The organism is Paenibacillus sp. J22R98 (assembly GCF_059383835.1).
Map to the genome: position 1 here is coordinate 57431 of NZ_JBXENW010000006.1, position 15599 is coordinate 73029.

11 protein-coding genes are annotated in these 15599 nt (G+C 48.7%); 1 reads left to right on the plus strand and 10 read right to left on the minus strand.

What is annotated here, in order from left to right; translation table 11 throughout:
- Nucleotides 1–46 precede the first annotated feature (46 nt).
- The 3 genes from AC50Y3_RS17865 to AC50Y3_RS17875 all read right to left on the minus strand — a co-directional run bounded on the left by AC50Y3_RS17865 (nucleotide 47) and on the right by AC50Y3_RS17875 (nucleotide 5311).
- Nucleotides 47–1771 (minus strand): extracellular solute-binding protein, encoded by a 1725-nt coding sequence (locus AC50Y3_RS17865; protein ID WP_494820088.1) that lies wholly within the window; start codon nucleotides 1769–1771, stop codon nucleotides 47–49.
- Nucleotides 1772–1878: 107 nt separating this feature from the next.
- A complete protein-coding gene (locus AC50Y3_RS17870) occupies nucleotides 1879–3546 on the minus strand; it encodes a response regulator transcription factor (RefSeq protein ID WP_494820089.1) in 1668 nt (555 codons plus the stop codon).
- A complete protein-coding gene (locus AC50Y3_RS17875) occupies nucleotides 3518–5311 on the minus strand; it encodes a sensor histidine kinase (RefSeq protein WP_494820090.1) in 1794 nt (597 codons plus the stop codon). The genes AC50Y3_RS17870 and AC50Y3_RS17875 overlap by 29 nt, the downstream gene beginning before the upstream one ends.
- A gap of 404 nt (nucleotides 5312–5715) precedes the next feature.
- Between AC50Y3_RS17875 and AC50Y3_RS17880 the strand changes: the two genes are divergently transcribed.
- Nucleotides 5716–7056: an arsenic transporter gene (locus tag AC50Y3_RS17880; protein ID WP_494820091.1), complete on the plus strand. Its 1341-nt coding sequence runs from the start codon at nucleotides 5716–5718 to the stop codon at nucleotides 7054–7056.
- Between the two features lie 226 nt (nucleotides 7057–7282).
- Here the strand turns inward: AC50Y3_RS17880 and AC50Y3_RS17885 are convergent, their stop codons facing one another.
- From AC50Y3_RS17885 to AC50Y3_RS17915, 7 genes are all read right to left on the minus strand, one after another.
- Nucleotides 7283–8257, minus strand: coding sequence for an ABC transporter ATP-binding protein (locus AC50Y3_RS17885; protein WP_494820092.1), 975 nt, complete (start codon nucleotides 8255–8257; stop codon nucleotides 7283–7285).
- Nucleotides 8250–9233: an ABC transporter ATP-binding protein gene (locus tag AC50Y3_RS17890; protein ID WP_494820093.1), complete on the minus strand. Its 984-nt coding sequence runs from the start codon at nucleotides 9231–9233 to the stop codon at nucleotides 8250–8252. The genes AC50Y3_RS17885 and AC50Y3_RS17890 overlap by 8 nt, the downstream gene beginning before the upstream one ends.
- A 12-nt stretch (nucleotides 9234–9245) precedes the next feature.
- Nucleotides 9246–10175, minus strand: coding sequence for an oligopeptide ABC transporter permease (opp4C, locus tag AC50Y3_RS17895; protein WP_494820094.1), 930 nt, complete (start codon nucleotides 10173–10175; stop codon nucleotides 9246–9248).
- A 13-nt stretch (nucleotides 10176–10188) separates the two neighbouring features.
- Entirely contained in the window at nucleotides 10189–11142 is a 954-nt protein-coding gene (locus tag AC50Y3_RS17900) for an ABC transporter permease (RefSeq protein ID WP_210662328.1), read from the minus strand.
- Nucleotides 11143–11211: 69 nt separating this feature from the next.
- Nucleotides 11212–12948: an ABC transporter substrate-binding protein gene (locus tag AC50Y3_RS17905; protein ID WP_494820095.1), complete on the minus strand. Its 1737-nt coding sequence runs from the start codon at nucleotides 12946–12948 to the stop codon at nucleotides 11212–11214.
- A gap of 265 nt (nucleotides 12949–13213) precedes the next feature.
- Nucleotides 13214–14122 carry an ArsR/SmtB family transcription factor gene (locus tag AC50Y3_RS17910; RefSeq protein ID WP_494820096.1) on the minus strand — a complete coding sequence of 303 codons (909 nt, stop codon included), beginning with the start codon at nucleotides 14120–14122 and terminating at the stop codon, nucleotides 13214–13216.
- 170 nt (nucleotides 14123–14292) lie between these two features.
- Nucleotides 14293–15585 carry an MFS transporter gene (locus AC50Y3_RS17915; protein ID WP_494820097.1) on the minus strand — a complete coding sequence of 431 codons (1293 nt, stop codon included), beginning with the start codon at nucleotides 15583–15585 and terminating at the stop codon, nucleotides 14293–14295.
- Nucleotides 15586–15599: the final 14 nt, after the last annotated feature.

The window sequence follows — 15599 nt, forward strand, 5'->3', positions numbered from 1 at the left end:
CTAAACAGAAGATCGCCGCATCCCGTACCCGTTCTATTCTTCGTGATTACTGATTTTTGGCATACCAATCATTAACTTCGTCTGTGATCTTGTCTCCACCGAACTTCTTCCAATCGGACACGAACTTATCGAAATCATCAACGGGTGATACACCCATAATGATTTTCGTGTACGTTTCCAACTGCAGTTTATTTAATGCCGACATCTTCTCAACCATTGTCGGAGTAGGAGCGGAGTTAAATACGGTTAATTGAACCAAGTTATTATCAATAATCTGCTGCACGAGATCAAGTGTTCCATTTGGCCCGAAAGCTCCGAATTGTGCCCACTGCTTCACGTCGCCACCGTCAGTAAATTGTCTCTGTAAACTCAGGTTGTTTTTATCGTCAGGCGTCAAGTTCGACTCATCTTTACTCTCCAATGCTTTCTTTATTCGTTGCTGGATGGCGACGTTTTTGGTAGGCGGCTCAATCCAAAGTGACGGATAGTTCCATATTGCTATGCCACTATACTTACCTTGGAGTGAAACTACTTCATTATTCACGTAATATTTGTTCAATAAATAATTGGCCATTTTCACGATGGCTTCCGGATGTTCTGCTCCTTTACGTACAACATAATAGCCGGAAGTCGAGAAATTACCTGGCGACAATGCCTGCTGACCGTCCGTCGACACGAGCGCAATATGTTTCCAGCGCATAGACGGATTCTTATTAAGCGCATCTTGGAGCGGATAATATGGATTCCACCATGTACCATAGAAGAGGCCAATCTGGTTCGAAGCGATTGATTCGGAAACCTTGCCTGAGTCTTTGACACCGAATTCGGTGTCCATGAGTCCATTTTTATACATATCCTGCAGCTTCGATAACACAGTCTTAACTTCCGGCTGTATGCCGCCGAATGCCGCCTTGCCATTCTCATCTTTGATCCAAATGGTCGGATATTGGTGATAAGCGGAGAAGAAACCTTCTAACGAAGCGAGTCCGCCCCACAAATCCTTCGTTATTCCAAGACCGAATGTATCCTTCTTACCGTTTCCGTCCGGATCATTCTCCACGAATGCTTTTGCAATCGCAGCGACATCATCCAATGTCTGAGGGTCTTTCAGATTCAGCTTCTCCAGCCAATCCTCACGAACCCATAGATTGCTCTCGCCCATGGCCGGTGAGCCGGGGAGCGGAAGCGCCATTAGTTTTCCGTCAAATGTAGCCGACTTGATCGCGAACGGATCCTCCGCAATCGTCTTCGTCAATATATCGGAGGAATATTGCGGTAATATATCTGTTAAGTCCTCGATTAATCCTGATTCCACCAAATTGTTTAACTGCGTACCGTTTACTCTCATGAAATCCGGTATGTCTCCGGATGCGATGGTCACATTTAATTTTTGGTCGTATTGGCCGCCCGGCACTGTCCAAGCATTCTTCACTTTGATGCCAAGCTTCTCCTGCTCTTCCTTCGTCCAGACGTTATCATCGATATTCTCTCCATCGGCAAACACTGTGCCGTCCGGAATCGATCGGCCTGTTGTGATTTCAATCGGCGGGTCATATTTGCCTAAAGGGTCCACCACGGATGACGAAACATTGTCTGTGCTGCCAGTGTTGTCTGTGTTTGCAGTCGAAGCTTCAGAATTACCGCTGTTATTAGATGAATCAGCAGCAGCTTTCGAATTTGAATTCGAACCGTTATTGTTGCTGCATGCTGCCATCACTACTAGGATCATAATCATTGCTGCGAATGCGGTCTGCTTAAACACTGCCCTCATCGGTTTCCCTCCATACAAATCGTATTTGGAGAACGAGTGCACTCGCTCTATGACTAGATTATAAGAGAGCGCTTACAACTGGCGATACAACTGAATTTTTTACTTTCTTAATGTTTATTGACTTCTTTATAACGCATCTCACGAAATTCCTGCGGGCTAATATGAAATGCTTTTTTGAAAAACTGTGTGAAATAGGCCGGCGACACGCAGCCGACTGCTGCGGCAATTTCATGAACCTTCATTGTAGTGCTGCCAAGCAGCTCCTTTGCCTTTGCCAATCTAGCCTCGTTGATGTAGGCAAGCAGATTCGTCCCCGTAGTCTGCTTAAATAATCGAGATAGATATGATGGATTAAAATGAACCCTTTCAGCCAGCGTTACTAGGGATAAATCCTCACCGAGGTGCTCATGGATATACTGTTTCGTCTGATTCATCGCCGAGATAGTTCGGTTCTCGTCTTCATTCCGGCGCAAATCAAATAGCGCATCGGCAAGCAGTCCATAATAATCGCTGGCTTGTCTCCAATCCAAGCGCGGATCAGCAGCCATCAGTTTATCCAGATTAATAGCGGATCCTATCTTATCCCGCAGCTGTCTGCGGTTGACGTATGACAGAAACATGAGATTAATGGCACAGTTAAGCTCCATATCGTAGGGTGAGACACCAATATAGTTCGGCTGTACTCCTTCTGTTATCCGTAGTAGTAGCTTATGAAACTCCTCACGGTGTCCGCTCTCGAGACAGGTTTCCAATGTAGACAGCCATTTATGTCTCGGCTGCGCCTGCAGGCTGTTCATCTCTGCTATGTCTGCGAATTTCCGCTTGATCGGCAGCAGATAGATATTCATTCCGGAGCCCGAATCCGTATAGAAGGCCGTGCGAACCTCGTCATATCTGCGAGCGACTTCCTCCCATCCGGCTGGACACGTATCCACTACAAATGATATAGAAAGTCCAAGCGATTCGAAGCAAAGCTTCTGATATGCTTCCAACGATCCTTTGATGTACAGCGCATTTTGCTCGTATTGATCCGGCGAACCTTCATCCCCTGCGGCTTGAATGAACCACACCATGATCGAGCGCTCACAGACGCTGTGCATCCGTATCAATTCCTGCGAGATGCACTTGCCTGCCAAGAAGTGCAAGGTAAAGAACATTCGCATCTTCTCTAGCGCAGATTGCGTTTTGGGAAGCTGATCAATTCGTCCTACAACAAGCTGAACCGCCTGAATCGGGTCCATGTCGATTCCAAGCTCAATAAACTTCTCACGTCGTTCATCCCCATTCATCGGCTCCCCATGAAGCATGTCCATCCAGAACTCGCGCTGCATAAGCGGAATCACATCACGCATCCCTTCCCGGGAGGCTTGAAGCAAATCCGCAATCCGATTGTCTTGTTGAATTTTAGTCAGCGTCTTCTCCACGAGCTCCGTTATTTTCTCAAAGCCTTCGGTTTTCAGTATATAGCCGTCCACTTCCTGCCTAATCGCCGTGTACGCAAAATCGAAACTGTTATAGCCGGTTAAAAATATGATTTTACAATTTGGCCAACGCTGCCTAATTTTCTCTACCAGCTGTATCCCATTCATACCAGGCATTTGAATATCCGACATGACAATATCGATTTGCGTGCGGTTCAGCCAATCCATCGCTTCATACGCAGAGTAGGCTTTATATACATCCAGTTCCAGATGAGTAGCCTGTGACAACATCATATACAAGCCATCGACAATATCGGGCTCGTCATCAACGATCAGCATCCGGTTCATCAGCATCTGCTCCCTCCCATTTAATCGCAGCCGTCACCTTTAGTCCGCCCAATGCACCTATGGATACGGAGATTCCGCTATTCTTGCCAAATTTTAACCGAAGACGACGATGAACATTAAGCAGCCCCGTCGTTTCCTGCTCTTCATTCCAATGGTCGGTCAGGAGCGAGTTTAGCTGCGCTGCTTCTTTCGGTGTTATTTCTTCACCGTTGTCCTCAATTGAAATCAATAACATCCCATGACTAGTGTGAAAGGATACCTGAAGAAGACCACCTTTGATTTTGTTCTTTAATCCGTGCGAGAATACGTTCTCAATAAGAGGCTGTACGATAAGTCTCGGTACACGAAACGCATGGTAATCACTAGGCAGATCTGCAAATTCTACATTAATACGATTACGGAAACGGCGTGCTTGAATCAAACAATAGATTTGAGCATGCTCGATATCTTTTGCAAGCGGCACCTCTTCATCCGCACTTCGAGTTACGTATTCCAGATAACTACCTAACTGTTTGGTAAAAACGCTCACGTTCTCATAGTCCTCTGCATTTACCATGTGGTGGAGAATAAAGAAGCTGTTATACAGAAAATGAGGACTGATCTGTGATTGCAGATGCTTAAGCTCGGCACGCTGCGCCAATATTTTTTGCCGGTACACTTGATCGATGAGGGTACTCAGATTTCTCACCATTAAGTTAAACCGGGTGTACAGATACTTGAACTCGTCGTTACCGCGGTGTTCGATCTGAATGTTAAATTCACCGTATTCTACTTTGCGGAACGAGCGTACCAGCTCTAATAACGGACGATGTATAATTCGATAAATCGATATACCAACGACGGCAATGAGAATGGCGATCATGATCGTAAATAACCAGAACCAATACACGTAATCCTTCAGCTTGTGGAACACGCCTGATTCAGGCAAATATTTAACCGCGGTCAAATGCAATGTTTTCGACACGGAATAAAACACCATATATCGCTTTCCATTGATTCGAAGAGAGACGCTGCCTACTTCCTTCTCCTTTGAAAGCTGCATCACACGATCTGCTAAGCCGTAACTTAGCGACTCACCACCCTCAGCATGTACATCTGCAAGAATACCTTGATTTCCGATCAGAAAGCCTCCGCTTTCGTTCTGGTCACTGACCATGACAGGCTTTAGTGTGTCCTGCAGAGTCTTTCTATTGAGTTTAATATTCATAATGTAAAGAGGATTTCGGTTGCCACTGCTCGGTGTAGGGAAACGAGACGTTAAGATGAAGTTGTCTTCGTCCCGGATAAAAGGGGTTGAGGTGCTCTTGCTGCTCATCTTTATGGCTGCGAGATCTCTCTCATCTAGGAGGTTGTAATCATTTTCTGCGGATACTTTAAAGTTAAATGGAAGAATATAGCTGATTACGTCGACAATCATAGCGCTGCTGCTTTTCACTGCATTAAGATGCTGCTGCAGCCTTAAGATCGCTTGGTTGCGTTCATATTTATTCATAGAGCCCGGAATCGTAGCTAGCAAATAGAGATTTTCATCGTTTAACGTTTCATACTGCAATGTCTGAATGCGACTGATTTCTTTCTCCAAATTTTCCCGATAGTTAATAACTTGCGCTTGCATCGACTCCGATATCGCCCCTCGAACCGTATCGACGCCCCAATAATACATGACGACGCCAACCAAGTAGGCAAGTCCAAACACAAGTGTTAGTACCAGTAACAGACGGAAAAAGATTGAGTTGGGCCATCGCAATCCCCTCTTAACGCCTCTCAACATGAGAAACCCCTCCTGCTAGTCCGGCCATAGATTCACAATTATGCTCGTCCATCAGTACTTTTCGACTTTATATAAACGTTCTCCTTTACAGCGCTCTATAGCGATTGGGATCAACCTTGGACTAAATCTGTACAAATTTTCTCCTGACATAGGCATTTAACCATTACAGACAAGTGTCAACAGGGTATAACCATCAATAATCGATAGGAGTTGGTTTTCATAGAGTTGGGGATATAGACCAGTGCGAGCCATCTGCCTTGTACATATAAATACAGTACATCCTTGCTCTAGCAGCAATTTAGAAGGAGGCGAATCTATGAAAATGGATCACGACGGTCTGCGGCGATAATCCAAATTTGAAAGGAGAATGAGAGAATAGAGAACATCTAGAAGAGAGGTACTGCATGCACGACTTAATGGCGATCATTACAATTTGCACCTTCTTCCTGACGATAGGCTTTATCTATTGGAAGCCGAACGTCAACGAGGCGATACCGGCAACTGTAGGTGCTTTCATCGTCTTGCTCACAGGCACCGTCTCCATGACGGACCTAGGAGCCATTACGGAAACAATCAGCGGAGCTGCGATCACGATTATGGCAACCATTGTTATGGCGATCGTGCTCGAAAGTTTTGGTTTCTTCAACTGGGCGGCTGAAATTCTGACAAGACGGGCACGAGGGTCAGGTATTAGGCTGTTCTGGCTGACCAACCTATTTTGTTTTCTCATGACGCTCTTTGTCAACAATGATGGCAGCATTCTGATTACGACCCCGATCCTGCTCATGCTGCTAAAGAGCATGGGACTGAAAAATCATCAAAAGATTCCCTATCTGCTTTCCGGCGCTCTGATCGCAACAGCATCGAGTGCTCCGATCGGCGTTAGTAACATCGTCAACCTGATAGCGCTCAAAATCGTTCACATGGATCTCTACATGCACACAGCCATGATGTTCGTACCTGCCTCACTTGGGCTCGCGCTGATGGCTTTGCTCCTATTTGCCATCTTCTACAAGACACTTCCGAAGAAATTACCCCCAGTCCAGCCGTGGGGTTTAACACCGGGCGGCCATCCGCTTAAAGGGTCTAAAGAGGACATGCCTAAAGAAAACCGCTCGAAATTCATGCGCAATGTGCTTATTTTCGTCTTCTGTGTCCGCGTTAGTTTGTTTGTCGCTTCGTTCATTCATTTCCCTGTCTCCTTGATGGCTGTTATCGGCTCTGCCTTCCTGCTGACATGGCGCTGGATATACTTGAAGGTTCCCCCTACGGATATGATCAAAAAAACACCTTGGTATATTCTCATCTTTGCTTTCAGTATGTACGTGATCATCTATGGACTGCGTAATCTGGGGCTAACGGAATGGCTTATCCACTTGCTTCAGCCGCTTGTCTCCGGAGGTCTGCTGCATGCCAGCGTACTAATGGGCATGCTGCTGACTGTACTATCCAATTTGTTCAACAATCACCCTGCTCTGATGGTTGGCACGCTGACATTGACCAATATGGGACTCGACCCGCTGACGCTGAAAATCGCCTATCTCGCAAGCGTCATTGGCAGTGACGTCGGTTCACTGCTGCTGCCGATCGGAACGCTGGCTACGATCATGTGGATGCATATTATCCGAAAAGGCGGCGTGAAAATCAGTTGGGGACAGTACTTGAAGGTTACCGTGGTTGTCATTCCGGTCACCGTAATCGTTTCGTTGATCTTGCTTAGTTACTGGGTAACTTGGCTGTTCTAAGGATTAGAACAATAGAGCTGGCCATTAAGGGCTTGGAGGGACCCATTTGAACGAATTATATAATCCTTATCACAAAAAAATTGACCTCCCCGGCTAGGAAGGCCATGAAAACAATTCGTGTATAGCTACAGTTTATGTAACGGAACGAAAAATAGCGTGGGTAGATGAACTACGTGAAAAAACCACTCCGAATCCCGGAGTGGTTTCTTTATGAGTACTTATACCGTTATACGAGATGGCAAGCGACGCTGTGATCGTTCCCTACATTTCTGAACAGCGGCACTTCCTCCCGGCAACGGGCTACCGCAAAGGGACATCGAGTATGAAACTTGCAGCCGGTCGGTGGATCCGCCGGGTTCGGCAGCTCCCCGCTTAGCACGATTCGCTCGCGCTTCAGTTTCGGGATCGGGATCGGCACGGCCGAGAGCAAAGCCTTGGTGTACGGATGCAGCGGATTGCGGAACAGCTCGTCGCGAGAAGCGGTCTCCATCATCGAGCCCAGATACATGACGCCGATATGGGAGCATAAATGCTCGACGACACTTAAATCATGAGAAATGAATAAATACGTTAATCCCTGTTTCTCTTGCATCTTGCGAAATAAATTAATAATCTGTGCCTGAATGGATACATCCAGTGCAGAGACCGGCTCGTCCGCAATGATCAGATCAGGATTCAAGACCAGGGCTCGAGCGATGCCGACGCGCTGGCGCTGACCGCCTGAGAATTCATGCGGAAACCGATCGATGTGATAGGACGACAATCCGCAAGCGGCCAGAACATCCATGACCCGATCGCGTATCTCTTCCTGCGGCACGAGACCATGGTCGAGCAGCGCCTCGCCAATCGCATCGCCGATACGAACGCGGGGATTCAGCGAGCTGTACGGATCCTGGAAAATAAGCTGCATTTTCGGGCGAAGTCTGCGTAATTCCTCGGGAGGCAAATTATAGAGATCAACGCCTTTGAACTTCACTTCACCGGCCGTTTTGTCCGTCAGTCGCAGGATCGTGCGCCCTACCGTGCTTTTCCCGCTTCCGGATTCTCCAACAAGACCAAAGGTTTCGCCCTGCTTAATCGAGAAGCTGATATCGTCAACGGCCTTGACGTTGCCTACGGTGCGGCTGAACAGACCGGATTTGATCGGAAAATATTTCTTTAGCCCGTTCACCTCGAGCAGTGGTTGTTGTACCTCAGACATACGCGATCGCCTCCTCATACAACCAGCATGCGACCTTTTGCCCATTTCCGACTTCCTTCAATTCGGGCTGCTTTGTTCTGCAAATGTCCATGCAATGCGCGCACCGGTCATGAAAGTAGCAGGATGGGACGAGCTCCAGCGGATTCGGAACCTGGCCCGGAATGGAATACAGCTCTTCTTGGCGCTGGTTGATAATGGGCTTGGATTTCAGCAAGCCTTGCGTGTACGGGTGTTTCGGACTTTCGAACAAGGCGACAACTTCGCCTTCCTCTACGACTTTCCCCGCATACATGACCACGACATAATCCGCCATCTCCGCCACGACGCCAAGATCATGCGTAATGAGCAATATGGACATGTTGGATTCGTCCTTGAATCGGCGCAGCATATCGAGAATTTGAGCTTGAATCGTAACGTCAAGCGCAGTCGTCGGTTCATCGGCGATAAGCAGCTTCGGACCGCATGAGATCGCGATGGCGATCATGATTCGCTGCAGCATGCCGCCGCTTAGCTCATGCGGATACGAATCCGCAATTTGCTCCGCGCGCGCGATGCCTACTTCGCCAATGAGCTCAATTGCCCGCTTCCGCGCAGCTTTCCTGCTGAGCTTAAGATGCTCCATCAACGGCTCCATCAGCTGCTCCCCGATTCGGAGCACAGGATTGAGTGAGGTCATCGGTTCTTGGAAAATCATTGCGATTTCATTGCCCCGAACGGTACGGAGTTCATTGCGGCTCAGCGTAAGCAAGTTTTCGCCTTGAAATGAAATCCTTCCGCCAACCACCTGACCTGCCGGCGCTTCGACCAAGCCCATCACCGACATCGCAGTGATGCTCTTCCCGCTGCCTGATTCCCCGACGATACAGACGATCTCGCCTTGGCGAACCTGTAAGCTGACGTCATCTACAGCTCGAACGACACCTTCCTCGGTTTTGAAAATCGTGCTTAAGTGCTCTATATCAAGTACGTTATCCATGCTCACGTACACCTACCTTTTCTGCTTAGGATCCAAGACATCCCTTAATCCATCCCCGAAGATATTAATCGCGATGACAGTCGCGAATATCGAGAAACCGGGCGGAATCCAAAGCCACGGATGGTCTTGAAAGTCGATCATATTGTTAGCGGCATCGATCATATTGCCCCACGTTGGTGTTGGCGCCATGACCCCGAGTCCGAAATAACTTAGGACGGATTCGTATAGAATCGCCCCGCCGATGTTTAATGTGGCAATGACGATGAGTAGCGGTACCAAGTTCGGTAACAAGTGATTGAATAGCTTCCTTCGGTCACGAAGACCGAGGACGACGGTTGCTTGCATATATTCTCGTTCACGCAGGCTAAGCATCTGGCCGCGAACCATCCTGGCAAGCCCAGGCCAGCCGACAATACTTAGCATCAGCATGACGATATACATGCGATAATCCGTCGGTATTTTCCACTCTGACAGCAGCGCGCCTAAGATGAACAGAAGCGGAAGGCTTGGAATCGTCAACAGCAAATCTGCCAGACGCATGATGATTTGATCGACGATCCCCCGATAATAGCCGGCAATAACCCCAAGCAGGGAGCCAACGAAAACCGACAGCACCATCGAAGCCAATCCGACGGTCAATGAAATTCGTCCCGCTTGCAGTGCACGGGTCAGTACGTCGCGTCCCAGCGCGTCCGTGCCCAGCCAGTGCTTGAGATTCGGCGCTTTATTCATAAAGGCCATATTGATTTTGTTATCCGTGTACGGCGAGAACAACGGACCGATGAAGCAAGCCGCGAACATGAACGCCACGACAACAAAACCAAACACAGCCAGCTTATTCTTGAGCAGTCGCCTCAAGGATTGTCTCCATAGCGACGTATATACAGGTTTAGGTTTAGGGGACGACAAAACTGCAGTCCCCTCACTATGAGTCGTTGACATCCGATTGGACCTCCTACAGCCTGACCCGCGGGTCGGCGACATGGTACAGAATGTCCGAGACCAACGTGCCGATGACGGTCAAAATAGCAATAAACAAAGTGAATCCCATGAGCAGCGGATAATCCCGCAAGCCGAAGGATTGCATATAAAGCTGCCCGATGCCCGGCCAGTTGAAAATTTTCTCGATAATCAACGAACCCCCGAACAGCGCGGGAAGCTCAAAGCCGACCAGCGTGATGGCGGGCAGCAGCGCGTTGCGCAGCGCATGCGTGAACAACACCTTGCGTTCTTTTAACCCCTTCGCGCGGGCCGTACGGATATAATCCTGTTTAATTACGTCAATCATATTACTGCGGAAGTAGCGCGTCAGAGAACCGACTCCGAGCAGCGTCATGACCATGACCGGAAGAATCATATGGTGTACGACTTCTTTGACATAGGCCAGCCCCGTTGCATTGCTGCCCGTCGTCATCATGCCGCCCGGAGGCAGCCACTTCCAATCGACGGCCAGAATCTTGATCAGGAAGAGACCGATGAAGAACGAAGGGATGGACATCGCGGCGAAGAGTGCCACCATGACGAACGTATCGAACCATGAATACTGCTTGTACGCGGCGATTACGCCGACGACGACCGCGATCAGCCAAGTCAGAAACGTGGAAACGGCCGCAAGCAGGAATGAATTCCAAATATATTGGTTAAACAAAGTGAGAACCGGTTTCTGCTGTGACAACGAATAACCGAAATTGCCGTGGAACGCATTCTTCATCCAGATCGCATACCGCTCGATCACAGGCTTATTCAGCCCATAGATCTCCCGAAGCTCTGCTTTGCGCTCTGGCGTCAGCTTGATATTTCCCGTGATGAAATCTCCAGGCGTCAACGCGTACAGGCAAAATATCAAGAAGGAAGAAGCGAACAATATGACGATGATATATAGGATACGCTTCGTAATGTACGTGCTCATAATCGACTCCTTAACCTGCTATTCCCTGCCCGGGATAACCCGAACAGGGAATAGCATTCGTTTGTATCGTTATTGGCTCAGCGTCCAATTCGGCAAGCTTGGGGCAAGACCGTTGAACGGGCTGACGCTTAGATTCTGAATCCGTCCGTTATAGGCGTACACGCTCTTCTTATAATTCGTGAAAATGATCGGCAGCTGATCGTTCAGCAGCTTGTAAATATCCTTGTACACGGCTTTGCGCTCTTCAATATTCGAAGTTGCCAAACCTTTCGCATACAATTCCTTGAAGGTTGCATCATCGTAGCCTGCAATTTCGCCATCAACGAATTGCAGCAAGCCATCAGATGGATCGGTCAAGAGCGAAGTCGAGAAGGAAGCCATGTCATAATCGCCGCCTTCCACCTTAGATACAAGCGCGTTGAAATCCGCGAATACTTCAGGCTCGAATTTGATGCCCAGCGCTTCGAAATCTTCTTTGGCTACAGCGATAAAGACATCCGTTTCCGGCTTTTTGTAGCCCAAGTAATGGATCGTCAGCTTCTTGCCATCTTTCTCGCGAATGCCGTCAGCGCCTGCTTTCCAGCCAGCTTGATCCAAGAGCTCCTTGGCTTTCTCCGGATCGAACTTATACGGATTGATGCCTTCCTCCGTATATGACCATGAGATCGGAGAAGAAGGAATGTTCGCTACTTGGCCTGCCCCCTGCGCAGCATCTACATAGATACTTTGACGGTCCAAGCCGTAGGTGAGCGCTTGACGGACCAGCTTATCCTGCAATGCAGGATGCTTCAGGTTCATTTGAAGATAGCCATATGTGCTTGGCGTATAGGGAAGAATATTGACGAAGCCAAGTGCTTTCAGCTTATCGATATTTTCCTTTGTAGCCGTGAACGACGCATAATCGACCTCGCCTGTTTCCAGGTACTGCCACGTATCGCCCTGTGCTGTTTTGTATATAAAATGCTCTGTTTTCGGTTTACCGTCGAAATAATTCTCGTTCGCGATCATGCGGACTTCCTGGCCCGGAATAAATTTCTCCAGCTTATAAGGCCCGGTGCCCAGCGGACTGCCGCTTAACTTCTTCATGTAATCCAATTGTCCTTGCTTGTAGTCCTTGCCGTAATACGCCTTGGACAGCACGTCTGATCCGAGCAGAGTCAACGCACTGGCGTTCGGCTTCTCAAGCACGACGGATATCGTCTGCGGGTCGATGACCTTGATCCCCGAGATACTGTTCGCCGTACCTGCTTTATAGGCATCGCCGCCTTGGACATGCAGCGTGTTGACCATGGAGTCGCCGTCGTACGACTTGTCGTACAGGATCGTCCACGTAAAGGCGACGTCTTCAGCCGTAAGCGGCGAACCGTCACTGAATTTCAAATCCTTGCGAAGATGATACGTATAAGTCAAGTTGTCCGCGGATACTTCCCATTTCTCGGCCAAGCCGGGAATCGGAAGGCCTTTGTCGTCGACTTTGACTAGCGGCGTGTAAAGCAACGACGAGACGTTGCCGTCATATCCGCTTTGTTGGAAGTATGGAGTGAACGCGCCGCTTGGATCGGTTAAGCCGACGATGATCGTATCCGTGCGCTGCTTGGCGATGTCCGGAAGTTTAGTCATGTCTGACGCTGTGAAGAGGCCGGAAGCATCCTCTGCCGGAGCGGTTGTGTTCGCCGCATTGTTCGTTGCAGGCTGATTCACTTCCGTCTGGTTGGCAGCCCCCGTGTTATTATTATTGCCGCAAGCAGATAACAAGATGGCGCTCGCAAGTATGGCTGTTGATAAGGTTGCAATTTTTCTTTTCATGATACCCTCCTGGATTAGGCAGCTTTTGGCGCCTCTTTAATTCCGATAGAATTACTCGACTTTCTTCGTCCTTATTATAGGATTGAAATTCGGTTCTGTAAATAGAGAACTCGAAATTAATTCTTTATCTAAAGAATATATAAAGAATTGATTCGAAAAACCCGCTCGTTCGGATATGATGCAGCAAACGAAAAAACCGCTTCCGCACCGTGAAATCACGTGTGTGGAAGCGGTTAATTTATGAAAGCTGATCTTCTATCAATCCTCAGCCCTGCTCGATATACCCCAAGATTTTGCTATGAACCTGCTCCAAGGCGCTCGTTCTTAAGCTATAAGTAGTAAGCGTCTCCCCTTCGAAGTGCGCCGAAAGCATGCCGGCATATCGAAGCTTTGCAATATGATCATGGGTGATCCCTTTGGATAATTCCATATGGCGCACGATTTCGATGAACGAGCGCGGCCCTTGATTGAGATATCTCAAAATCTTCAACCGGCTCTTCTCTGCCACGCTTCGGATCATGCGATACTCATGTGGCGCCAGAAACTCGTCGTCCTCCGCATAAATTCGGGCTGCGTAATGGCAAATGGTAACTTTGCCAAAGCTGAAAATCACGTTGATCGGCTGAAAATGATACTGCGGCATAAGAATCAATTGCTCCAGTCCGTTGACCGGTGCGAACGACAGCCCGTTCGTCGTCTCATCGACGAAGGCAATCGGATCCGCCGACTGAAGCGCTTCCTTGCGTGAGCGCGCTTGCTCTTGAAGCCCTTCCAGAATAAAAGGATCGATATGGTGAAAATATTGGTCATTCCACTGCTCGAACAGATTGACGGTATGATCGCGAAATTCCCCCATCTGATCCGGGAACTGGTTACCGTAAGCGGACATTAATTCATAAAGTTCTCCCGCCGTCATCCCTTTGAGCCACTCGATGAAATCGACGACATTTTCTCCCGGGCATAAATGTACGAGTAAATACGTCAGCTTCCAGTCGCCGTCGATCTGAACACGATCCAGTAAATCCGCTAATTCAGGCGTGATCATTTGGCGGACCTGATTGGCCCAGGACGGAGTTAAATCGAGCTTTTTATGCGATTTACGGCAAACATAGGCATGCAAGCTGCCCATGATTTCGTATAATGGTTTGAATCTCACGTCCAAGCTATATACCATGACGTAACGCCCCTCTCTGCCTATCATTATAGCAACTCATCTTCGCTGAGCACCACTTCGTTTTTTTTCGGGTTCACCATCACAAAAAAAATAACCTTCCTGGCTAGGAAGGCCGTTAAATAGATTCTAGCATAGCGAATGCGCTGTGCGGATCGGATTTTGGGCTGTCCTCACTCCGTCAATGTCTGCTGCTCGCTGCGCTCCGCTCGAAGCACAATCGGACCTACAATGAGCGCAAGCAAAAGCAGGGCAACGCCCGTAAGAAGCGAGATTCCATAGCTTTGCAGCCAATACGGGCTGTCTTCGATTTGCTTATATAGCCAGCCCCCGAAGAGCGGGCCGACAAAACCTGTCACGCCGGTAAGCGCCGAGAACACGGCAACATACATCGGTCGATCAGACTTTGGCGTATCGCCGATAATAAAGTTAAAGACAAGCAAGTTGTAGCCGCCAAGTCCCGCGCCGAGCGCGATATTCACGATGGTCAGGACAAGCAGGACGGGCAGAAACTCAATCCCAACCCAGAGAACGCAAGAGCCCGCAACGATCGGCAGCGCCCATAGCAGCAGCGTCCGCGAATCAAATCTAGTATTCAAATTGCCCCAGTAATAGTAGCTGAACATCGTCGTAAGCATCTGCACCGTCGTGAGCACCGTAATGCCCCACTTGCTGATGTGCAGCGTTTCTAGCATCACATACGAGAATAACGGGATCACCGCATTTTGCAGCAAAATAAATACCGCAATGAATATCGTCGCTTTCATATACCCTCTATCTCTAAGAGGTTTGAGGAAGAGCGCTGCCGAGCTTGATGCAGCCGATTTCTCGAACGGGGGATTAGGGTAACGCCACAGCTCAATTCCATTCCAGACCGCGCACAATGCACTGACAATGTAGAGAACGGCAAACCCGGTCTCCGCGTTCATCCGCTCCAGAATCTGACCGCCGACAAGCAATGTTATACTGCCGACAGCCCAGTGAATCGTGTTTCGGATGCCGAAATAACGTCCGCGCACCTGCGCCGGCACCATATCCGCAACGATCGAGGTCCAGAAGACCGTACTGGTGGAGGCACTGATAAAGGAGATCAGAAATAAACCGATGAAGACGTCGACCTGTAGCTCCTCAGAGACGAAGAACGGAATAAGCCCCGTCGCAACCCAGAACAGTCGATGGACCGCACCGAATATCGTGAGGAGCAGCTTGCGATTATTTAATCGTTGCATGTAGAAAGCCGCCACCAACTGCACGAGATTGGCAAGCGCAGGAATAGCCATGACCAGCCCGACATCCGATGCCGAGCCACCCAAATAGACAACATAAATGGTTAAGATAGGACCGCCAAGCAGGTTCGCGATTATAACGGCCGGTATGCCTTCCATGATGGAAGTCAGTAATCCCCTGCGCTGATCAGACATTTGCTTACGGCGAAATACAGACATTAAGTGATCCCAGAAATTCATGCGGTTATCTCCCT